General features: G+C 47.6%; 17 protein-coding genes. 9 read left to right on the top strand and 8 right to left on the bottom strand.

Annotated elements, in window-relative coordinates; all coding sequences use genetic code 11:
* Nucleotides 1–10 precede the first annotated feature (10 nt).
* From QHH26_09895 to efp, 3 genes are read right to left on the bottom strand one after another with little or no spacing between them, the layout of a single operon-like run.
* Entirely contained in the window at nucleotides 11–448 is a 438-nt protein-coding gene (locus QHH26_09895) for an acetyl-CoA carboxylase biotin carboxyl carrier protein subunit (GenBank protein ID MDH7482267.1), read from the bottom strand.
* A gap of 21 nt (nucleotides 449–469) precedes the next feature.
* Nucleotides 470–1,600 carry a hypothetical protein gene (locus QHH26_09900; protein MDH7482268.1) on the bottom strand — a complete coding sequence of 377 codons (1,131 nt, stop codon included), beginning with the start codon at nucleotides 1,598–1,600 and terminating at the stop codon, nucleotides 470–472.
* Nucleotides 1,601–1,644: 44 nt separating this feature from the next.
* Nucleotides 1,645–2,205, bottom strand: a complete 561-nt coding sequence (gene efp / locus QHH26_09905) for an elongation factor P (GenBank protein ID MDH7482269.1) — start codon at nucleotides 2,203–2,205, stop codon at nucleotides 1,645–1,647.
* A gap of 268 nt (nucleotides 2,206–2,473) precedes the next feature.
* Between efp and QHH26_09910 the strand changes: the two genes are divergently transcribed.
* Genes QHH26_09910 through QHH26_09940 form a run of 7 tightly spaced genes read left to right on the top strand, consistent with a single transcriptional unit; the run spans nucleotide 2,474 to nucleotide 11,215 of the window.
* The gene (locus QHH26_09910) at nucleotides 2,474–2,734 is read left to right on the top strand and encodes an AbrB/MazE/SpoVT family DNA-binding domain-containing protein (protein MDH7482270.1); all 261 of its coding nucleotides are present in this window, start codon (nucleotides 2,474–2,476) and stop codon (nucleotides 2,732–2,734) included.
* Nucleotides 2,735–2,767: 33 nt separating this feature from the next.
* The gene (locus tag QHH26_09915) at nucleotides 2,768–4,123 is read left to right on the top strand and encodes a TolC family protein (protein MDH7482271.1); all 1,356 of its coding nucleotides are present in this window, start codon (nucleotides 2,768–2,770) and stop codon (nucleotides 4,121–4,123) included.
* An 11-nt stretch (nucleotides 4,124–4,134) separates the two neighbouring features.
* A complete protein-coding gene (locus QHH26_09920) occupies nucleotides 4,135–5,067 on the top strand; it encodes an ABC transporter ATP-binding protein (protein ID MDH7482272.1) in 933 nt (310 codons plus the stop codon).
* Nucleotides 5,057–5,884 (top strand): ABC transporter permease subunit, encoded by an 828-nt coding sequence (locus tag QHH26_09925; GenBank protein MDH7482273.1) that lies wholly within the window; start codon nucleotides 5,057–5,059, stop codon nucleotides 5,882–5,884. The genes QHH26_09920 and QHH26_09925 overlap by 11 nt, the downstream gene beginning before the upstream one ends.
* A 25-nt stretch (nucleotides 5,885–5,909) precedes the next feature.
* A complete protein-coding gene (locus QHH26_09930; GenBank protein MDH7482274.1) occupies nucleotides 5,910–6,590 on the top strand; it encodes a hypothetical protein in 681 nt (226 codons plus the stop codon).
* A complete protein-coding gene (locus QHH26_09935; protein MDH7482275.1) occupies nucleotides 6,577–8,022 on the top strand; it encodes an efflux RND transporter periplasmic adaptor subunit in 1,446 nt (481 codons plus the stop codon). The genes QHH26_09930 and QHH26_09935 overlap by 14 nt, the downstream gene beginning before the upstream one ends.
* Nucleotides 8,009–11,215: an efflux RND transporter permease subunit gene (locus QHH26_09940; protein ID MDH7482276.1), complete on the top strand. Its 3,207-nt coding sequence runs from the start codon at nucleotides 8,009–8,011 to the stop codon at nucleotides 11,213–11,215. Before QHH26_09935 ends, QHH26_09940 begins: the two co-directional genes overlap by 14 nt.
* Nucleotides 11,216–11,334: 119 nt before the next feature.
* On the opposite strand, the gene QHH26_09945 is transcribed toward QHH26_09940, so the two are convergent.
* On the bottom strand, nucleotides 11,335–11,841 hold the full coding sequence (locus QHH26_09945) for a PH domain-containing protein (protein MDH7482277.1): 507 nt from the start codon (nucleotides 11,839–11,841) through the stop codon (nucleotides 11,335–11,337).
* A 212-nt stretch (nucleotides 11,842–12,053) separates the two neighbouring features.
* On the opposite strand from QHH26_09945, the gene QHH26_09950 reads away from it, so the two are divergent.
* Nucleotides 12,054–12,662 carry a YIP1 family protein gene (locus QHH26_09950; protein MDH7482278.1) on the top strand — a complete coding sequence of 203 codons (609 nt, stop codon included), beginning with the start codon at nucleotides 12,054–12,056 and terminating at the stop codon, nucleotides 12,660–12,662.
* A 62-nt stretch (nucleotides 12,663–12,724) separates the two neighbouring features.
* On the top strand, nucleotides 12,725–14,500 hold the full coding sequence (locus QHH26_09955) for a hypothetical protein (GenBank protein ID MDH7482279.1): 1,776 nt from the start codon (nucleotides 12,725–12,727) through the stop codon (nucleotides 14,498–14,500).
* An 80-nt stretch (nucleotides 14,501–14,580) separates the two neighbouring features.
* Here QHH26_09955 and QHH26_09960 read toward each other — a convergent pair whose 3' ends face one another.
* From QHH26_09960 to QHH26_09975, 4 genes are all read right to left on the bottom strand, one after another.
* The gene (locus tag QHH26_09960; GenBank protein ID MDH7482280.1) at nucleotides 14,581–17,271 is read right to left on the bottom strand and encodes a beta-galactosidase; all 2,691 of its coding nucleotides are present in this window, start codon (nucleotides 17,269–17,271) and stop codon (nucleotides 14,581–14,583) included.
* A gap of 117 nt (nucleotides 17,272–17,388) precedes the next feature.
* Nucleotides 17,389–18,591, bottom strand: a complete 1,203-nt coding sequence (locus QHH26_09965) for a DUF1343 domain-containing protein (GenBank protein MDH7482281.1) — start codon at nucleotides 18,589–18,591, stop codon at nucleotides 17,389–17,391.
* Between the two features lie 207 nt (nucleotides 18,592–18,798).
* Nucleotides 18,799–19,992 (bottom strand): Gfo/Idh/MocA family oxidoreductase, encoded by a 1,194-nt coding sequence (locus QHH26_09970; protein ID MDH7482282.1) that lies wholly within the window; start codon nucleotides 19,990–19,992, stop codon nucleotides 18,799–18,801.
* A 118-nt stretch (nucleotides 19,993–20,110) separates the two neighbouring features.
* Entirely contained in the window at nucleotides 20,111–21,073 is a 963-nt protein-coding gene (locus QHH26_09975) for an ATP-binding protein (protein MDH7482283.1), read from the bottom strand.
* Nucleotides 21,074–21,113: the final 40 nt, after the last annotated feature.

Raw genomic sequence — 21,113 nt, forward strand, 5'->3', positions numbered from 1 at the left:
CCTCCGCTAATTATGTTTGAGTAGTTGAGAGCCTAAAGAGAATCTGGCCATATTCGACCGGCATCCCATCCTCAATCAACACCTCGGTAATTATTCCGTCACAATCCGCAACCACGTCGTTCATCAACTTCATAGATTCGATGGCTCCGACTGTCTGACCTTTCTTAACGCTTGCTCCAGGAGAGGAAAGGCTCTCTATGCTGTGGAATATACCGACCATTGGTGCGGTGATTAGGTGTTCAGCCTCTTGGGGTTCAGCTTTCTCAGGTGTCTCTTCGGCTGTTATTGGTTTCATGGCATAGCCTGGTTCTGACTTCGCCACTGGGGCCGTAGCTTGCTTTAAGGGCTTTTTTAACCTGACTGTTGATGTTCCCGAAGTAAGGGTTAGCTCTGAGATTCTTGCGTTTCTAATGAGCTTTATTAGCCGTTCGATGTCTTTTATGTCCAACTCTCACCAATCCTTTGCGTGCTATATCTGCCACTTGAAAATGCAGTATTCGAGAAATCTTAGTACGTAAGTTACAATCACAAGATAAATGCAAAATATAAGTAGCCACTCAACTGCGTTTGCCGTGGAAGGAAGATTCGCCCACGGCGGCTGTGAGCCAGGTTGTCCGTGCCTGGCGCCGAAGGAAGCGATTTCTGCAAAGTGCTCTGTAAATACAATTGCCTTATGTAAAAAACTTTTTATGGGTTGCAAGTAATAAAACATTAGTAGGAAAACCGCCGGGAAAACAAGTGGGCTGAGTATTTTATATTTCTGCTTTTGGTGCTCTGCATAAAGGAAGCAATTCCTGCAACGTTCTCTTTTTTGAGCTGGTGTAAGATTTTGCCTTCTGGTTGCTGTCTCGCTGAACTTTATGTCAAAGCCTTTTACAGCCTTCTGGTTCTGCCTGAGAATGCGTATGACCATTTCCTCGTCGCAGTAACAGCCGCTTTTTATTCGCCAGCAAGTTTTGCGCTTTTCGTAAGCATTACAGTATTTCCTAATATGGGGGCGACAGTAAGGTGTTTGCCAGCACGCTAAGTAAAGCCTCCCAGGCTTTACTTCCTCCGCTGCTAGAGCGGCTCCCGTTCGCCTTTCAGATGTCCTTTGTTCGACAAAACGGCGCACGCCCGATAATCTTAAGTAGAGGTCTCCTATTATGAAAACCGCGGAAAGAAGAATGGCTGCTATTCCTACGAGCTTGAATTGCCCAAGGACGTACATTGGCAGGTAAGCCATTGACTTGGGGAGAAGCTGGATTTTGCCAGCAAACGTTGATGGAATTCCCCAATATAGGATGGCGCCGAAAATTAGGAGTAAATACCCTACGGTTTCCTCATCATAGAAGCGGATGGCAGCAGCGATGAGGAAGATTATTCCACTTGCCCCTAGGATTTTGGCCGCGTAAATGATGTTGCGTATTACCCGCAGCTTGTCTTGCGGAGGCAGTGAAAAGGAGTTGGTTATCGAATTTGTGGCAAGTCCCCAGATTAGGTAGCCAGCGACAAGTATAAATACCAGGCCGCCTACCTGCCACCCAAGTGCTACTAGATTGCGAAAAGGCTCGGTCACACCGCTTGGTCTAACCGAGCTTCCACGGCTTGCGCGGTTCATGTCGCGCTCTCCTATCCTAGCCAAGGTAGATTAAATATGATGGGCTACTTTACTCTCTCAAGGTATGCATCTGTGCGAGTGTCAACCTTGACCTTATCCCCCACATTTATGAAGAATGGAACTTGGATTACAGCCCCCGTTTCAAGCTTTGCTGGCTTTGAACCACCTGATACGGTGTCGCCTCGTACGCCTGGCTCAGTCTCAACTACCTCAAGCTCCACAGTGTATGGCAGTTCAACGCCGATTATTCTGCCTTCGTGGGTTAATGCCCAGACTTCTTGGTTATCCTTCAAGTATTTCACGGCGTCTCCAAAGGCTTCCTTCTGGACGCAGATTTGGTCGTAGGTCTCCATGTCCATCAGGTAGTAGTCGCTATCTTGATGGTAAAGGTATTGCATTGGTTTCCGCTCCAGCACAGCTTGCTCCATCCTTTCGCCGGCGCGGAATGTCTTGTCGATGACTGCACCTGTTTTAACATTCTTGAGCTTTGTTCGCACGAAAGCCCCACCTTTACCTGGCTTAACGTGTTGGAACTCCACTATTGTGTAGATTTCGCCGTCTTGGATTATGTGTAACCCGTTCCTGAAATCGCTGGTATCTATCACGTCCCGAAAGACCTCCCGGTATCTACTGATGTTTTTCTTGTCTTGTCGTGCAACCAAAAACTTTGGCCTACTAACCTAATTTAAAATAATTATATCACAGGAGGGAATGCTTTCGCAATCGGCTTGAACGGGCGAAAGAATACAAGAACGGCAGAGGCAGCCACGCTAGAGGAAATGCTTGACAGGGTTTGGAGAATGTTCTAACATTGTAACCAACGTCTGATTTATCAGACATTTCCGTTGTTGCGGATAAGAGGTGAACATACTAATGATGCCTAAGTCTGCATTAGAGGAATGCTTCGTTGGGACGGTTACAGTGGGCGAGCGCGGCCAAGTAGTAATTCCTGCGGAAGCGAGAAAGAAGCTTGGCATTCATACCGGCGATAAGTTATTCATAATGAGCCATCCTACCAAGGGTGGTTTATTTTTGCTCAAGATTGACTCAATGCGCGAATTTTTAGATCACCTAACAAGGAGTCTCAGCTTGGCCGAGTCAAATGAGGCAAACGAATGCTCGGAGCATTCATAGCGTTGGACAATATGTAAAGCGGGAGCAACAACAATGATTGACCGGTTAGTAGAAAGATGCGGATTCATTCGTTCGCCTATCATTATTGTATTGGTTATTTTCCAACTAAGTCTTTGGTCAGCCGTCTTTGCAGAAAAGCTTACGCTTGAAGAGAGCATAAAACTGGCGGTGCAAAACAATCCTCGAGCGCACATTGCCCTAGAGAATGTAAAGAAGGCATACGCAACTGTTGATGAGGCTACAAGTCAGGGAATGCCGAAGCTCAGTTTGGAGGGCACTTACCAAAGACTTGATGAGGTTTCTGTTGTAAGATTCGGCGAAAGGGAAATTCCATTAGGCTCACTATATACCCGCACGGCTGATTTGATACTTACACAACCTCTTGATGTTTTTGGGATTGTTCGAGCAGGTAAGAGGACTGCCAAGTATAATACTTCGGCTTCCAAATCAGAGTATGAACAAGTCATAAACGATATTACTCTTGAGACAAAGAAAGCCTTTTTTAATGTGCTTCGGGCAGAGCAATTCCTCAAGGTTCAGGAGGAAAATGTCAAAGCTCTAGAAGCCCATCTGGCGGATGCGAAGGCTCACCTTGCTGCTGGAACTGTGGCACAGTTCGAGGTGCTTCGAGCGGAGACGCAGGTGGCAAATGCGAGGCAACAGCTAATCATCGCCCAAAATGGACTTGAGCTTGCGAAGTCAGCTTTCAATAACGTGCTAGCTAGACCTCTTGATGCGCAAGTAGACCTAGCTGAGCCAGAGATACCTCAGTTTGCTGAGGTCAATTTAAAAGCTTGCGTAGATGTTGCACTAAGCATGCGTCCGGAGATTAAAAAAGCCGAGATGCAGGTCAAGGCGGCCGAGGAAGTAGCAAGGGTAGCCATGCTCGCTGGCAAGCCGAGAATTAACTTGCGGTGGGCATATAACCGAAGCTTTGATGTCAGCACTTTTAGTCCCCGCGAATCATCATGGAGGGCTTTCCTGACGGCAAGTTATTATATTTTTGACGGGGGCGCTACCAAAGCTTCTGTCAGAAAAGCCACATCCGATGCAAAGAGTGCAAAATCAATGCGTGAGCAAACAATGCGTGGAGTAACGCTAGATGTTCAGCAGGCATATCTCAGTCTTAGGGAGAGTCAGGAGCGTATTAAGGCTGCAGAAAAGGCGTTAGAGCAAGCACGCGAGAGTATGCGCCTTGCACAAGTGCGCTATCAAGGAGGAGTATCCACCCAAGTTGAAGTATTCGATGCTCAAGCGGCCTTAACTCTTGCGCAAACAAATTACGTAAATGCAATCTACGACTACCAAATTGCACTTGCCCAACTTGAGCGAGCTGTTGGCGGGCCATCACAGATGGCTAAGCTGCTTGGAGATAGGTCTAAAAATTAGCATACTCGGCAATGCAGCATATACAACATCAAATTGTAGAGACAATTGGGCTTACAAAAAACTTTCGAGGCCGACTTGCGGTAGATGATCTAAGCCTGCAGGTTGCGGAGGGAGATATTTATGGTTTCCTCGGACCGAATGGTGCAGGGAAGAGCACCACGATACGTATGTTGGTTGGCTTAATCCGGCCAAATCGCGGTGTGGCAAGGCTCTTGGGCCATGATATTATGAAAGATCGTATAAAGGCATTGAAGTATGTCGGGGCTTTGGTTGAATCGCCCAGTTTTTATAAATTTTTAACAGCCAGGCAGAACCTTAGACTACTGAGTAGGCTCTCTGGTGCATGTGATGACAGGCGAATAGATGAGGTGCTGGATGTCGTCGGCTTGCTTGACCATGCAAATGACAAAGTTAAAACGTTCTCACACGGCATGTGTCAGCGGCTGGGGATTGCTCAGGCACTGCTTCCAAAGCCGAAGCTTGTTATCCTTGATGAACCAACGTCGGGGTTGGACCCTCAGGGCATGAAGGAAGTGCGAGAGCTTATCAAGCACCTTGTCAAAGAAGAGAAGGTTACCATATTCTTGTCAAGCCATCTCCTTTACGAAGTAGAGCAAATATGTACAAAGGTTGGGATTATAAATAATGGCCGCCTCATTGCCGAAGGCGAAGTTGATAAACTTCTTCAACAAGAAATGAACTTGGTTGAGTTTGGGGTGAATGACGTAGGGCGAGCTTCAGAGATAGCGGCACGAAATGGCGAGGTTGACGTTGTCTCGTGCGGCCAAGATTGTTTGGTTGTAAGGGTGCGCCAAGAGATTATACCGGAACTCAACCGGGCATTAGTGACAGCTGGAGTTGAGGTTTTCTCGATAATTCCAAAGAAAATGAACCTAGAGGATCTTTTCCTCGACGTCATTCAGGATAGTAGGCATGATAACTAGTATCCGGATGGAGCTTCTAAAACTGTGGCGTAAGCCCAGAACTTACTTTGGTTTTATAAGCATGACGTTGATGATAATTCTGATGCTGATTGCTATTAAATATGGCGATCCTTTTCGCCATATGCGGGAGCGCATCAGCCAAGATTTTATCATAGCAGGTTCGTTTATCAATGCCGCGTTTCTGACGCGATATTTGCTTGAGGGTGTGGTCTATACTTTCTTGCCCCTATTTGCATGCCTAGTTTGTGGAGATTTAATTGCCTCGGAGGCGTCGGATGGAACTTTGAGAACGGTATTGTGTCGTCCAATCAGCAAAGTGGGTTGGGCTGTCTCAAAGTATGTGGTCGGGGCATTCTATATATTTGTGCTTGCAATATTTTCTGGTGTTGCGGCATATATGGTTGGTTGGGCGTTCCTAGGCAAGGGAAGTTTGGTAGTATTCAATGACGGCATATGGGTCTTCCCCGAATGGAGCGCAATCTTGAGACTTTTAGCAACATATGGCATAGTTGCAGTGGCAATGCTTGCTGTAGGAAGTGTGTCGTTTGCAATTTCGACATTTCTGAGCAACGCCAACGTTGCTATTATTGGTGGAATGGGTTTGCTTTATATGTCCGCAATCTTGCAGGAAATTGAGTATTTTAAGTTCCTCAAGCCTTATTTACTAACAAGTTATTTCAATTCATGGAAGGGACTCTTTGTTGAGCCGATAGATACCACGATTATTTGGGAATCATTGGGTGTATTGCTTGTCTACTCAGCCGTTGCGTTTATCATCGGACTGGTAATTTTCCAAAGAAGAGATGTGCTTTCATAGATAGTGGAAGGGAGAACGGGCTCTGATGCCCATAGTAGGTGTAGCATTACTAATTTATATTTTAAGTTGTGTTCAGGCGGTTGCAGGGACTCTAACTGCAAAGCAGATTCTGGAAAAGGCTGCTACGAACTACGACGCCGTTCGAGACTATGTTGTTGAAGCAAAGGTAAAGGTTGAATCTTCCACCATCCATGTACCTGAGACGGCAGTGAAAATCTATTTTAAAAAACCAAACAAGCTCTATGTCGAAAGCAAGGAAGGATTTGCCATGCTTCCGAGGCAGGGGCTCTTAGTTGGCAATCCAGTGCGAGAGATAATGGCGGCATCTAAACTCTCGCTTGTTGGAACCGAGTTCGTTGACGGTTGCCGTTGTCATGTTGTCAAAGCGTCCTATGAGCGCGAAGGGCGTAGTGTAGATACTACTCTGTGGATAGATAATCGGCGATGGTTAATACTTCGAATAAACTCAAATCCTGATTGGGGTCCATCCACAAGAATGAAGCTTCGGTATACAAAGGTAGCAGATAAGTTCTGGTTGCCTTCACAATCTTACGCTACTATAATCATCCCACCGATTCCAGGCTCTCAGGCAGAGAGGAAGCCTGCAGCGCAGAAGCCGGCGGTGATATATATGAGTTTCTCAAATTACCAGGTCAATACTGGCCTGAGCGATAAAATTTTCGAGGGGAAAAATGGCAAGAGGTAAACCAAAAGTCACTATTTATATCTTACTAATCATAGTTGTTTTGCTCGGAGTATTTGTATCGAGACAGATTGGCCGGAAGACAAGTAAGCTTGTTGGCCAATCAGACGTGAATGTTTCAGTAAAAACTGCATTTGCGCAAATTGGGACTATGGATTCGTTAATCGAGGTATCGGGCGATATTAAAGCGCTCAAGACCGTCACATTATCAGCTAAGGCGCCGCTCCGCGTAGTCTCAGTACCCTACCGGGAGGGTGACAGGGTTAGCGCGGGTGCTGTTGTAGTTCAGCAGGATACGTCCGACCTGAGAGCGCAAGTTCAGCAAGCCGAAGCAGCTCTTCAAGCAGCCAGAGCTCGACTTTCTCAGGCGATTACCACAAAGAGTGTTTCGGATACGCAGACTGAAGCGCAGATTGTGTCAGCAAAGGCCGCGCTAGAAGCAGCAAAAGCCCGCCTGCAGATGCTTAAGAAGGGCGCTAGAAGCCAGGAGATCGCCCAAGCAGAGAACGCTGTCGCTTCCACGAAAGCCAACTACGAAAATGCAAAGTCAAATCTTGAGCGAATGAGAAACCTCTTTGCCCAAGGTGCCATCTCTCCGCTTCAGATGGACCAGGCGCAAACGCAATACGATGTCGCATTAGCCCAGTACGAAAGCGCAAAACAACAATTAAGCTTGGTAAAAGCAGGAGCACGTGAAGAGGAAATCGAGGCAGCGCAGAAGCAAGTCGAACAAGCCGAAGAGGCTCTTCGGATAGCTCAGGCAAACCGCAGTCAAAAGGAATTAAGGCTTGAGGATATTAAATCTGCAAGAGCAGGTGTTGCTCAAGCTGAAGCAAACTTGGCTTATGCGAAACAACAGCTGGAGAACGCTTATATTCGCACCCCGATTTCTGGAACAGTATCAAAGCGCATGACTGAGCCTGGGCAGATGGCAACGCCAGGCGTGCCACTAATCGAGATTGTAGCGTTGAATACAGTCTATTTCGACGCCGCCGTGTCGGAAATTGATATTCAGAAGATCAAACCAGGCCAGCCCGTAGAGGTCCAAGTAGATGCTTTTCCAAACCGCAAATTTACGGGCAGTGTTTTGAAAGTATTGCCAACAGCGGATACCAGCACGAGGCAGCTTAGAGTGTGGATTTCAGTGCCTAATCCACATAATGAGATAAAGCCTGGCATGTTTGCTAGGGGCAACATACGCATTGCCCGCCATAGCAATACGGTGATTGTACCAAAGGACGCATTGATGATAGATGGTGGCGGCTATACCATCTACCAAATCATTGATTCGGTTGCCCACCTGCGCAAAGTCCGAGTGGGGTTCATGACCCGGGACGAAGCAGAGATTTTAGATGGAATCAAGGCCGGCGACCAAGTCGTCGTGAGCGGCCAAGATAAGCTTTCCGATGGAGTGAAAGTTCATGTGGTTGACTAACCTATCAATCAAACGCCCAATTGTCATATTGATGCTGTTCTCAGCAATTGCTGTATTGGGCATTAAGTCCAGATCGCGAATGCCCACCGACTTATACCCTAAGATACAGTTTCCTTTTATAACCATAATGACTGTATACCCCGGGGCTGGTCCAGAGGAGATAGAGACCCTTGTAAGCAAGCCAATTGAGGACGCCGTAGGTGCTGTCAATGGTATGAAGAACTTGGTGTCCTATTCTCAAGAAGGCATCTCGATTATTGGCATTGAGCTGGAGTTAGAGACCGATGTTGACGTAGCAATGGCTGACGTTCGCGCCAAAGTTGACGCGGCAAGAGACAAGCTACCGAATGATGTTGAAGCGCCGGTAATTCAAAAGGTTGACGTTAGTGCTATTCCCGTACTGACGCTCGGCATGTCAAGCAAGCGGCCTGCGAAGGAACTAAGGGAGATCGCAGACGATATAATCAAAGACCAGCTTGGAAAGCTAAAAGGTGTAGCATCTGTTAACATTACTGGCGGCGATATTCGTGAAATACAAGTAAATGTTGATAAAAGCCGCCTCGAAGCATACGGCCTCTCGATAAATCAAATTGCGCAAGCAATTGCAGTAGCCAACCTTAACCTCCCGAGTGGACGGATAACAGAAGGAAGGCGCGACTATGCCATTAGGGCTGTGGGTGAGTTTGAAAGCGTAGATGATATTCGTAACCTGAAATTGAGCTTACCTGGACCAAAGAACAGCATGCGAGTGCTGACTTTAAGCGACATAGCAGAGGTTAAGGACACGACAGCAGAGCGTGAACAGCTTACTCGCCTTCAAAAAAAGGAAAGCATCGGCATTGAAATCATTAAGCAATCGGATGCCAACACTGTCGAAGTGGTTGATGCCGCAAAGGAAGAGCTCAATGCTTTGAAAGCCATCCTGCCTAAAGATGTCGAGATTGCAATCGTGCTTGACCAGTCAGAGCGCGTACGCGAAGCGCTTTCGGATGTTAATGTAAGTCTCTTCCTTGGCGCATTCCTTGCAGTTTTAATTGTTTTTCTATTCCTGCATAACATCAGAGGCACATTCATCGTTGCCATCGCCATCCCGACGTCAATTATAGCCACATTCATCCCAATATCCTTTGCCGGCTTTACCCTGAATATGATGGTTATGATGGGTTTGTCTTTGGCGGTGGGCATCTTGGTTGACGACTCGATTGTTGTTCTCGAGAACATCTACCGCCACTTGTCCAAAGGAGAGTCGCCACCAGAAGCAGCGTTAAATGGGCGAACCGAAATTGGTCTGGCGGCTATTACGATAACGCTGGTTGATGTCGTTGTTTTTGTGCCCATTGCTTTTATGGGCGGAATCGTCGGCATGTTTTTTAGGGAGTTCGGCATAACTGTTGCATCGGCAACTCTCTTTTCGCTCCTAGTTTCGTTTACGCTCACCCCCATGCTTGCTTCGCGATGGTACCGCAAGGATGAGGCAGTGGAAGCGAAGACTGGGTTGTTTGCCAAGTTCGATGAATTTTATCACTCCCTGGATAGACATTACAGAAATGTCTTATCTTGGGCACTAGGACATAGATGGCAAGTTATTACCATTGGGTTTGGTTCTCTGCTCTTTGTTTTCTTGGTAGCGGGCGCATTCCTTGGTACCAACTTTTTCCCGGAAATTGACCAGGGTGCAGTTGGCGTCAGCATTGAAATGCCTGCAGGTACTTCCCTCGCCGCCACGGATGCTGTGGCAGCTCATATTGAGGATATTGCAGCTAGGATTCCCGAGGCGAAGGATATATTCACTAAGGTTGGTACTAGCGGAGGTGGCAGAATACAAGCGGGTTCGACTGGTCCGAACTTTGCGGAAGTGACCATTGCCCTTAAAGAGAAGGAAAGCACATTTGACCGAATTTTGCGGCCCTTCACTCCAAAAGATAAACGCAAGCGAGTTCGTTTGGATTCTGAAATAGCTAGGGACCTTGGGCGGCAAATAGGAGATATCCCAGGTGCAATTATCAAAGTGAAAGCCCAAGCTAGCATGGGTGGCGGCCAGATGCCAATTGATATTGAGCTTACGGGTGGAACGGATGCCGAACGAAACCAGATTGCTGAAAAAGTGAAAAATATCGTGGCGGGTACCCCCGGCGTAATGAACGCAGACCTCTCATGGAAGGTTGGCAAACCAGAGGTAAAGGCAAATATTGATCGCTTGAAAGCGGCAAATATGGGGCTGACAGTAGGGCAGATTGCATCAGCTTTGCGCATGTCAATAGCGGGCAATACTGATACCAAATTCCGACAAGAAGGAAAGGAATATGATATTCGAGTTCGGTTGAATGAATACGATCGCTATAGTCTGTCAGATGTTGGCCGCACAGTTGTAGGTTCGGTGAATGGTAGGCCAATTTTTCTTCAAGATGTCGCTAATATTGTGAGAACTACCGGGCCGACTATGATTGAGCGGAAGAATCGTCAGCGAAAGATATCTGTCACAGCCGATCTAATGCCAGGATATGCCCTCCAAGGGGTAAGGAAGGCTATTGATAACAACCTAAAAGCGATTGACATGGGGAATGTGCGTTATCGCTGGGGTGGCCAAGTGGAGATGATGGGTGAAAGCTTCGGGCATATGCGTAGTGCGCTAATCCTTGCAATTCTACTTGTCTACATGCTTATGGCTGCTCTGTTCGAATCCCTTCTAAATCCATTCATCATAATGTTTAGTATACCAATGGCGCTGATTGGAGCGATTCTTGCTCTTGTGATTACAGGCGAAACTATGAGCATTGTTTCCATGATTGGTATTATCATGCTCATGGGATTGGTGACAAAGAACGCAATCCTGCTAATTGACTATACCAATACCCTCAGAAGTAGGGGCAAGGAACGAAATGAGGCAATTCTCGAGGCTGGTCCAACAAGGTTGAGGCCCATTCTAATGACAACTCTTGCCATGATATTTGGCATGTTGCCGACTGCCTTAAAGCTTGGGCGCGGATCTGAGTTCCGTGCACCCATGGCAATTGCGGTTATTGGGGGTTTGATTGTATCCACATTGCTTACGCTTGTAGTAGTGCCAACGCTCTATTCCGTCTTCGATGATTTGATGGCTGGATGGCAGGATAGAAAGCGTAGACTACTCGGGCGGTTGGCGGTTGTTCCTTCAGAAGTTGAAAGCAAAGAAGAAGTCGAAATGCAAGTTTAATCTGGCTTTTCCCATATGCTTAATAAATAGTGGAGCATCATCAAAAAAGTTGTAATTATGTGCCAATGCTTTATCTCAAAAGTGTTTAACTTGGAATGTTGACGAGGAGGTTGGTTCGGTTATCTGCCTATTGCATCGTGCACGTGCTTCACAAAGCGCTTTGGGTTCGATGGGCTTAGGATAAACTTCCCGTCATTTGTTTCTACAAGGACAACTTCTTTAATTCCCGTTGCCGAAATAAATAAGTCGCCAAGTTCGTTACTTTTAAAGCGTCCAGAGTAGCCAAAAATCCATGGAAGTGCAAGCGAAGCGGGCTTGAGCGATTCAAGAGTTAAATGACGGACATCTTTGATATCAGATAAACGGATTGTAATTGGCGGAAATGGCCAAGTCCTTGCAATCGTAATCTTATTGTTGCCTACTTCATATCGTGATGGCCTTATCAGCCAGCCGATGCTGAGAATAATGGCTGTTGCGCCTGCTAAGCTGTACATGATTATTACGACGGGCATTGGCAGCATAGTCAGTCCGCCTGCAAGTGCAAGCATCAGTATCGCAAAGGCTATGAGAGCGCCTGTAACCTTATAAACAATTAAGTCCGCGGCAGCGGGGAGATATTTTCTCATTTTCGCAGCCTCTTTCGTCCACTTAGAGCGGATTTGCTGGATTTAAGCTACGTCATTTGCTTTCAATTTGTCAATAAGCGTAACAAAGCTCAGGCTTTTGAAGAACAGTTGGTGGCATGATATACTGTTATCCGCTTGCTATATTTAGGTTTTTGTTGCAAAGCAATTGGGAACAACGCTAAAGTAACCTTTTGGGCTAGGAGGTGTGTGTAATGGATTGGAGAATTCTTTACAATCCGCTTGCAATTTTGGGTAAGGGCAAAGGATTTGTAATAGCATTGCTCATTGTAATAATCTTAACTGCAGTGGCAGTTTTTGGGCAGGTTCATCTCGATGGCGCTCTAGATATGCACATAACAACGGGGACTTCGCCAGCCGGCTTGCTGATTTCTGAATCTTTGATTGCCTGGTTGAGTCTTGGAGTTTTCCTCTTTTTGACATCAAAAATTTTCAGAGGAAATGGAGGTATTGGTGCACATCTAGCGGCAGCAGGGTTAGCACGCTTTCCCTATATAATTGCGGCGCTTGTCATTGCTCAACCTGCCGTGAGAGAGGTCTTTTTGGCGGCGGTTACTTTGGCACGCGACCAGGTTGTGGTTCGGCCAGAGAAGATGATGACACCTCTGCTTCTTATTAGTCTTCTTGTGATTGTTGGCTTATCTATCTGGTCGATTGTAATCCTCTTTTATGGCTACCGATATGCCAGTCGAGTTCAAGGTGCAAAAATAGGTGTTTCTTTTGTGCTAGGTCTTATAATTGCCGAAATTGTTAGCAAAGCACTAATTGCATCCACTTTTTCCGTTTTTAGGGGTCCTCAGTGAGTTCATGAGAGGGAATCTGGACATCCGACCTTGTTTTTCGATAAACTAAGGTCGGAGTAGATATGAAAGTTGGCGAGTCTATTATAAGACTTCTTAGCGAGGCGCTTGCGGATTCTTCTCTGGTGCAGTCATTTTCAGGTGTCCGAACTTCTTTTGGAAGTGGGCCAGGGATATCAGACGCTCAAGAGGCGCTTGCAATAGCATATGGTTTTGCTTATTCAAGGCATGTACTTGAAGGGACAACACGGGGAACGCTTCTAATAGGCAGAGACCCCAGGCCAACAGGCGAGGCCATTGCTTCGGCCCTTATCTGTGGATTTCTTGCAGGGGCTGTTTCCACGGGAAGCCGTCTAAGAATCCTCAATTTGGACATCATTACTACCCCAATTCTTGAGACAGCCGTTCGAGTCTTGAAAGCATCTGGCGGGGTTATGATAACAGCCAGCCATAACCCACTGACCGACAATGGGTTCAAATTTCTCACCGGTGTTCGAATGACGGATTCAAGAAATGCTCCACCTGGTGCACTCTTATCTGCGTACACTATGGCGGCTATTGTAAAGCAGGTGCGCAAAATCGCCGACGGAGATGTTGGCGATTTCCTAACCTCACTCAATAAAATTGACGAAAAAAGCATAGCACAAGTAGTCATAAATGATAGCTTTCACCGAGTAAGGGCAGAACGTGGCTATCTTGATGCCATGGGTAAAGAATGGGGGATTATACCACATTGTCTGAAACCCCTCACCTTAGGTCCGGCGCTCCTCGACCCGAATGGTGGTGCTGCGTGCGGAATCGGTGCCAGGGTTCTTGAGCATTTCGGCGTCCGGGCCATCGAAGAGAACGCTGAAATTGGCTATCCAGAACACTCAATTGATACTGATGGCATTGACCCAGCCAGCGGTCGCCATATGCTTCTAAGAATTTCCCGCGCTGCCCAGCGGAGGAATGCAAGGTTTGGAATAGCGTTCGATTATGATGCTGATCGCGGAAACATCGTCTTGCCTGGCAATGATGAAGATGCAATCATTCATCCCCAAAAGGTAGCGGCAATGAACATCGCTCTTGTACTTGCGCATAGGGAGAGCTCGGGCAAGCATGGCGGAAAATTGGCGGTTGTTGTCTCGGATGCAACCTCTGGCATTTCTGAAAAAGTTGCTCGCATATTTGGCGCAGAGGTCTTTATGGTTGAGACTGGCGAAATCAATGTCGTCACTAAGATGCACCAACTGCGTCGAAATGGATACGATGTGCCTGTTGGCGTTGAGGGGCCAAATGGTGGAACAATATTCGGGGAATCTACCTGTCGTGATGGCCTTCAGACCGCCTTGTGCGCGGCTCTAGGCGATGAGGAGCCGAAACTGGCAGAACAACTGCGGTGGGCCCTCGCAAGAAACGGCTTTACTCCGCCGAGTGGTAAGCTTCGTCTGCCTGGAATACTTGCTACCTTGCCTCAGCACTTCAATCGCATGCTACGTATGGAAGGACCTGCCTTGCCGCATGGCGAAATAAAGGCTCGCATGGAGGATCTCTTTGTGCGCAAGGTTTGGCCCTTGTTATCAACCAGTTATCGTTCCTACCGGTTCGTCAACTTTGAGGGGACAGACCAAGTGGAGAAGCGGACCGGCGACGAAACCGGCGGTTGGCGAATTGAGCTTGAGGATAGTAGCGACAAAGCGTTTATCTTCGCACGTGGCTCTCGGACTGAATCTGGCATATGGCGGTTGATTGTGGACGATCCTGACGCCGCTAGAGGTGCCATCCTTTTGAATGCTGCCGCCAATCTAATGCGCATGGCATTCGGCGAAGATTGCAAAACTGATAAGCAGGAATTTTGAAGTCCTCTAGTTCTCAAGGACTTACGCAGTAATTTTCACAAATCAAGAGCAAAAAGAACGATTTTGTCGCCCAGCCCCTTCTAGCGGAATATCTCCCATTTTGGCAGTAATCCAATCTCCTGTTCAAATGCCTTCCATGGCTCCGGGTCATTCTTTGTCGTTGCACAGAATATGAATACTGGCTCGCCAGGTTGGGCAAAAGTCTCTCCTGGCTTTAACAACTTGCTTGTTGTTTTTCTTGCGTCTGCGTGTTCGTTACCAGCGTCGTCCTTCCAGAAATAGACTGTCACACCCGACGAGGAAGGTGCAATGATTCCATAGCATCCACCTGCCTTCTGATCAATCCAAGCCCCCGTCCCACATGCTCCGACAAGTCCAACCTCGTCATCCTCCATATTCCCGCCAATAGCCGACTGCGGATAGTAGAAGTAGCTCTCCATCGTCCACGGCCGGTTGTCGGTGTTCGTAAGAGATATGAACCGAGCGGTGAACCAGTTTTTCTGTGGATAGAATTCAAAAGCGTATTTTGTGCGGAAGGCGAACGGACCAGAGGCAGTGCCAGGTGTTTTTCTACTCAACGTCACCTCGCATCTTGTACGCGTTGATCCAGCCCAAATGACCAACTCTTCTGTGCAGTCTGGGCGATCCCACCACGTGTCGCCGGCGACCTGCTGGATAAGCACTTCAAATGAACCCATTGGCATGTCATCAAGATTAATAGCGTCTATTGCCTTACCACTATTGAATGCTTTTGTAATTCTGAGCCCTTTGCTGCCATGACTGAACGAGCGTGCTTTCTTTGGTTTGATTATTGTGATATCACTGTCGTAGGGCTTTGGTGCAATCTCGAGAAACAATGTCTGCGGTTGGGATGCGGGAACCTGGATTTCGAATGCCAACTCATCCGCCGCTGTCACCGTTCCCGAGTCGTCGAGGTCAAATATCTCGGCCGGGATTGTCATGCCCTCCGCATTCATCAATTTTAGTTGTTCGGGGGATATGCCTTTCTTTAAGAGGCTGGATGCCTTTGAAAGGGGAATAGAAATCGTAAACTTGCCAGTAGACTTTCCGAAGATTCCGATGGGAATGCCCTTTTTTCTACCAAAGGCGCCGGGAACGTAGATAAACTTCGATATTCGGTTGTCGCCTAGTTTGACTTCGTTTAGCAACCCATCAGGGTCGGCTTCTGCTTCGATGTAGTGCGCCCCCGGCTTCAGCGGATACTTAACTTGAACATATCCGTAACCTCCAGCCGGGATTGATAAGGTTGGCTTCACTTGTCTATCGTCAACCCTCGCCAATACGGGCGACTTTGCATCAATTACCCCGGTGTTCTTGATTTTAATTTGTGCTTCCTTGCCACCCTCTGCATCAACAAGTTCAACGCCGGTTATGCTTAGCTCGGATGTACGCCCGCTGTGAATTTCGTATACTTTGGCGTTTACTTTGGCTACGGTATCAGTGAAAAGTTGCCAAGGTTCATCGTTTACGTCCACGAGCCCATAATTGCTATCTTCTGGGAAGTTTTTTGAAATTCCAAGGGCAGGTTCGTCCACCCACATGAAGTAGTCGCTTCCAACCATGAAGGGTAGGGAAAAGAAAGTCTTTTGGTATACCTCGAAGCATTTTGCTTTCTCGGCTTGGGTTCGAACTCGCATGCCTGCTCCTGCGCGGCAGGGAAGACCGGAATCCAGCGCGGGGAAGCTCCACTCGGTTACCATCATCGGACGCTTTGCCTGCTTATACCATTTTGTTATAGTTTCCACTAAGCCAATCGGCTCTAGCTTTTGTAAGTCAACCTGGCCGTAGATGTTGAAAGTTACTATGTCGCAGTACTTTCCAGCGATATCCCAAATTGGAGGTGCATTTCCTGCGAATCGACAGCCAAGTATCATGTGATTCGGGTCTGCCTTTCGAATCGCGTTCGTTGTGATGGCGAAGTACTTCTCTGCGCAAAGACGAACAAACTCAATTTTGTCTTGAAAGACCTTTTCGGTTGCATGTTCGTTCCAATTTGAAGAGTTGAGCGCTTCCTCCCAACTGTTAAACGATGTTCCCCATGTGGCATTGAATTCTTGGATTTTTTGGTATTTTTTCTTGAGAAGCTCTACAAGTGCCTTTTTGCCTTCATGGTCTGCGGGGCGTTTGATTGCTTCATTTGCAAGGCCAGCATCGCCGCCACCTTTGCCATACCACTCGAGTTCATTGTCAAGAAACCACCCGAATAGCCATGGGTCGTCCTTTAGAGGTGCACACTGAGCTTGCGCTCTTTCTTCGCAGTATTTTTCGAACGCAGGGTTGAAGACGTTTGGGAAGCCGGTCCAATGGACGCGTTGTACAAGGGGATCTTTCCCAGCGTAATCCGCGCCTAGGCCGCAGAATTCCATATACGCAAGGCCGCGCCCTCGAGTTGATGGCGAGTTGTTTGCACCAAGGGCATTGAAGTTCCACTGTTTCAAGCGGTCGGTTGCCGACTTCGCCCAAGCAGATTCATCGTTGTTATATTTTTTGCGGACATTCTGAGCATACGGCGCATAACCTAGTGCTTCACACCAATGGACGTTGTAGTTGCAGTGGTCGGTTCCTATTGCGTAGAATGCTGCTCCGGATGGGTCAATACACCACCACTTATCGCCAATTTTCTCGACATGAAAGAAGCCGGTAGCTTTACCCTTTAGAGCGGTCCAGCCACCATAGGGACTTCTTTCCCCAGCGTTGGCCGCTGCTATAGTGAGGCAAAGTATCATTAGCATAATCATCGGCTTGGGCATGGCAAGTCGTCTCCTTGGATGTCATATTTTTCCTATAATTTGTTAGAAGGAGCTGCGAACTCCTCCGCTATTTGACGGCATTGTCTTTTATGATTTGGTTGTGTATGTAAGTAGCTTTCAATATAGCAAGTATGGCTTTCTGATTTCAGCCCAAGCTTGCTCATCGGGACAAAGACGAGCCTCAAAGTCTGCTGGTGTACTGCTCGGATTGTCCACCCATTCGCGGAGGAATGTGCCGCCTGATAGTAGGTCAATTGCTAGGCGCTCAGTTTCATACTCATAGGGAAGGTTGTGCCATATTTCATAGTCGGGGTATTCAAGCCGAATGGCTTTAAGCGCGAGGGCGCCAATCCGATATGGTCTAAAGTGGTCGTGCTCATAGTGGTCGTTATCCGTGTGGATTTGTATGCCTGAGCAGAGTTTGCCGACGTGCTTGTGGAAGGTTGGCTCGAAGAAGCACGGTCGGATAAAGCATCCCTGTAGCCATTCTGGTGCTAGAGAACGCATGCGTTTAAGTATTCGTTCGAAATCAATGTCTGGAGCGCCTATTACCTCAAGCGGAGTTGTGGTGCCTCGCCCTTCGGAGAGCGTTGTGCCCTCGAAAAGCACTGTGCCGGGGAAGCAACGAGCCATGTTTAGGCTGGAAGCATTTGGACTAGGATTGACCCATGATAGTTCTAGAATCGGCCACCCATACCCCGGTGCTTCGTTGGGGCTGTAACCTTCCATTGGAACGACTGTCAGATCCAAATCAAGATGTTTGAGGTCTACGTACCAGCGGGCAATCTCACCAACAGTGAGGCCATGGCGCATGATGAGCGGGCCACATCCGATAAAACTTTCCCACCCAGGTTCGAGAATTGTCCCTTCGATTGGGCGGCCTGCGGGGTTTGGCCTGTCAAGCACCCACATGCTTTTATTGTGTTCAGCACAGGCCTCAAGCATATAGGTCATAGTTGTAACAAACGTGTAAATTCGCGTGCCCACGTCTTGAAGGTCTACAATGAGTATGTCGAACACGTCCATCATGGCGCTGGTCGGTCGGCGAACTTCTCCATATAGGCTGAAGACAGGAATGCCAAACCTTGGGTCGACATAGTCCTCTGATTCTATCATGTTATCTTGCTTATCGCCGCGCATTCCATGCTGTGGCCCAAATGCCGCAACAACATTCAAGCCCGGCAATTCAAACAGCACATCCAAGGTATGCACGCAGTCATGCGTTACGGAAGCAGGATGCCCAAGAAGAGCTAGCCTTTTGCCTTCAATAGCCTTTTGTAAAGTTCGATTCCGAAGTAATTCGTCAATTCCTAGCTTCATGGCGTGTCCTTTTAGTGTTTATGGTCGTTGTTGATAGCTAATTAGCAGTACCTAAAGGTTTTGGGTAGCTTTGACATAGGTTTCTTGTTTATTGTACCGACATATCATTGCTTTTGCAATGTTCACCTATACCCATCTTGGAGAGTGTGAAGGGTTGTTTTTTTTACGGTTTTATGTTGGAAAAATTGGTTTATAGGCGTCAGCGCCTTAAACCGGAATTGGCGGGGTGGTTTTCCACCTGCCAGATGTGAAATCAGGGAATTCCACGGGCATGCCGCCGTTTTTCACTGATTCGAAGGAGAGCGGGATAATCGCACTCCAGGTTGCTGCATCATAGACGTCTTGAGGTGTTTGTGTGCGGTTGCGAACTGCTTTTACAAATTCATGCATTACTACATAATCGCAGCCGCCATGGCCAGCATTTCTAAGCGCTTCTGACTCCATGCTTTTCCAAAGTGGGTGGTCATACTTTTCCAAATACGAACTTAGAGGCTCCCACTGGTCTTTGGGTGACGTTCCTTCGATGTGGATTCGTTCAGCGCTTCCTTCGCAAATTCCCTTTGTTCCCTGCAGGCGGAAGATGGGGTCATAAGGGCGGGGCGAACATACATCGAAGTATAGAGTTACAGTCACGCCGTTTGCGGTCTCGAGGATAGTTGTATTGATATCACCCTGGGCATATTCGCGATTAGCGAGTGGATGGTCGGGCCCAAACTTCGCCCGTGCATATTCCCTCAGCCCACGCGACTTCGAGCTCACACTCCTCAGACGGACAAATCGGTCACCTCTATTGATGTTGAGCCACCATGCGATAGGCCCAATGGCATGGGTAGGATACTGATTGCCGTTCTTTTCTGCAAAGAAATGCCCGCGCCAAGTGAGGTGCCCATCTTCTGTAAAAGCCAGCGAGCGGCAGTCGTGCTGATAGCCTGCTTCAGCATAGATCAACTCGCCGAAGATTCCCTCTCGTACCATTCTCGTAATCGCAAGCACACTGCGGAGGTAGTTTACGTTTTCTAGCATCATGCAGGGCATGCTGGTCTGCTCTGATGTTTTTATCAGCTCATGGCATTCTTCAATTGTCATGCATGCAGGGACTTCTACGCCTACATATTTGCCAGCCTTCATTGCGGCAATTGCAATTTGTGCATGCCATTCCCATTGAGTAGCGATTACCACCGCATCAAGGTCGTCTCGGTTGCATAGGTTGCGCCAATCTTTGTGCGCGTCCGCTCTAAGGCCAGTCTTTCGCTCAATTATGTCTAGGGCATTTCTAACGGTAAAGTCGTTGACGTCGCAGATTGCTCGGACTTCTGTGTTTGGAAATTGGAGCAAAATACTTAAGAGACCAATCCCGCGCGACCCGACGCCAATAACGCCTATTCTAACCTTTTCTGCCATTTATTAATCATCCTTCCTAAGGGATTTCACAATGGACGCCTGTTAAGGAAAGGCTTTGGATTACGCAATCCGATGCAGTTCTTGCAGGACCTCGCCTAAATAGCCTGCGTCTTCTTGCTCAAACTGCCTCAATAGTGGAAGGTGGTTTCGGCGTAATGTTGTATGTTACGCTCACCACGCCTGGCACCTTGCTTGTGATTTCAAAGGCTAGTTTCTCCAGTATGTCAAAGGAGAGTCTTGTAGGAGTGGCGGTTCGCGCGTCAACGCTGTCCCAACATCGAATTTCTATTTGCTGGCCAAATTCGCGCTTCCCATCTCGAATGCCTGTAACCTTATCCTCATGGAGAATAGCCATATATTGAAACGCACCAGTTTCTATTAGCAGGCGCTCGACAATGGCCGTCGCTTTTCTTACAGTTTCAATACGCTCGGGCGTAACCTCGCCAATAACGCGCGCAGCTAATGCAGGACCTGGGAATGGAATGCGCTCATATACCTTGGCTGGCAGTCCCAATGCTTCTGCTAGCTTGCGAACCCCATCTTTTCTGAGTTGGATGAGTGGCTCGATGATTTTATAGCCAAATGCTGATTGTGGGTCAATGCCAAGTTGCTCGAAGACATTGTGCTGGCGTTTGATGCCTGCAACCGTTTCATCAACATCGGTTAGAATCGTGCCTTGGAGCAAGTATTTTGCCCCGCTTTCCTTCACAATTCGGCCGAATACCTTTTTATAAAAGGTCTGAGTGATCGCTTCACGTTTTTCTTCTGGATCGGTAATTCCTTTGAGGGCTGTGAAGAACTCATCTCGAGCGTCGACTATGTCAACCTTTACTCCAAGTTCGCGAAATAGGCTTTGCACATTTTGTGGTTCATTTTCGCGCATAATGCCGTTATCAATGAAAACTGTTTTTAGTCGGTCGCCTAAGGCAATGTGTCCTAGCATAGTGACTGTTGACGAATCTACGCCTCCTGAAAGAGCGTTGATTGCCATACCGTCGCCTACTATATCTCTAATCTCTTTGACCTTTTCACTTATGAAGCGCTCGGGATCGAGTTCCTGCGCTTTGATTTCCTTGATCATCTTCTAATGCTCCTTTGTGGTTGACTTTATTTGCCTACAT

The sequence above is a fragment of the Armatimonadota bacterium genome, from assembly GCA_029907255.1.
Taxonomy (GTDB): domain Bacteria; phylum Armatimonadota; class UBA5829; order DTJY01; family DTJY01; genus JAIMAU01.

What these genes read in the sequence shown, in the direction of transcription:
- QHH26_09950 (MDH7482278.1), top strand. Translation starts at nt 12,054, where the DNA reads ATGGATTGGAGAATTCTTTACAATCCGCTTGCAATTTTGGGTAAGGGC.
- QHH26_09940 (MDH7482276.1), top strand. Translation starts at nt 8,009, where the DNA reads ATGTGGTTGACTAACCTATCAATCAAACGCCCAATTGTCATATTGATG.
- QHH26_09960 (MDH7482280.1), bottom strand. Translation starts at nt 17,271, where the DNA reads ATGCCCAAGCCGATGATTATGCTAATGATACTTTGCCTCACTATAGCA.
- QHH26_09925 (MDH7482273.1), top strand. Translation starts at nt 5,057, where the DNA reads ATGATAACTAGTATCCGGATGGAGCTTCTAAAACTGTGGCGTAAGCCC.
- QHH26_09915 (MDH7482271.1), top strand. Translation starts at nt 2,768, where the DNA reads ATGATTGACCGGTTAGTAGAAAGATGCGGATTCATTCGTTCGCCTATC.
- QHH26_09945 (MDH7482277.1), bottom strand. Translation starts at nt 11,841, where the DNA reads ATGAGAAAATATCTCCCCGCTGCCGCGGACTTAATTGTTTATAAGGTT.
- QHH26_09920 (MDH7482272.1), top strand. Translation starts at nt 4,135, where the DNA reads ATGCAGCATATACAACATCAAATTGTAGAGACAATTGGGCTTACAAAA.
- QHH26_09930 (MDH7482274.1), top strand. Translation starts at nt 5,910, where the DNA reads ATGCCCATAGTAGGTGTAGCATTACTAATTTATATTTTAAGTTGTGTT.
- QHH26_09970 (MDH7482282.1), bottom strand. Translation starts at nt 19,992, where the DNA reads ATGGCAGAAAAGGTTAGAATAGGCGTTATTGGCGTCGGGTCGCGCGGG.
- QHH26_09935 (MDH7482275.1), top strand. Translation starts at nt 6,577, where the DNA reads ATGGCAAGAGGTAAACCAAAAGTCACTATTTATATCTTACTAATCATA.
- QHH26_09965 (MDH7482281.1), bottom strand. Translation starts at nt 18,591, where the DNA reads ATGAAGCTAGGAATTGACGAATTACTTCGGAATCGAACTTTACAAAAG.
- QHH26_09975 (MDH7482283.1), bottom strand. Translation starts at nt 21,073, where the DNA reads ATGATCAAGGAAATCAAAGCGCAGGAACTCGATCCCGAGCGCTTCATA.
- QHH26_09955 (MDH7482279.1), top strand. Translation starts at nt 12,725, where the DNA reads ATGAAAGTTGGCGAGTCTATTATAAGACTTCTTAGCGAGGCGCTTGCG.
- QHH26_09910 (MDH7482270.1), top strand. Translation starts at nt 2,474, where the DNA reads ATGATGCCTAAGTCTGCATTAGAGGAATGCTTCGTTGGGACGGTTACA.
- QHH26_09900 (MDH7482268.1), bottom strand. Translation starts at nt 1,600, where the DNA reads ATGAACCGCGCAAGCCGTGGAAGCTCGGTTAGACCAAGCGGTGTGACC.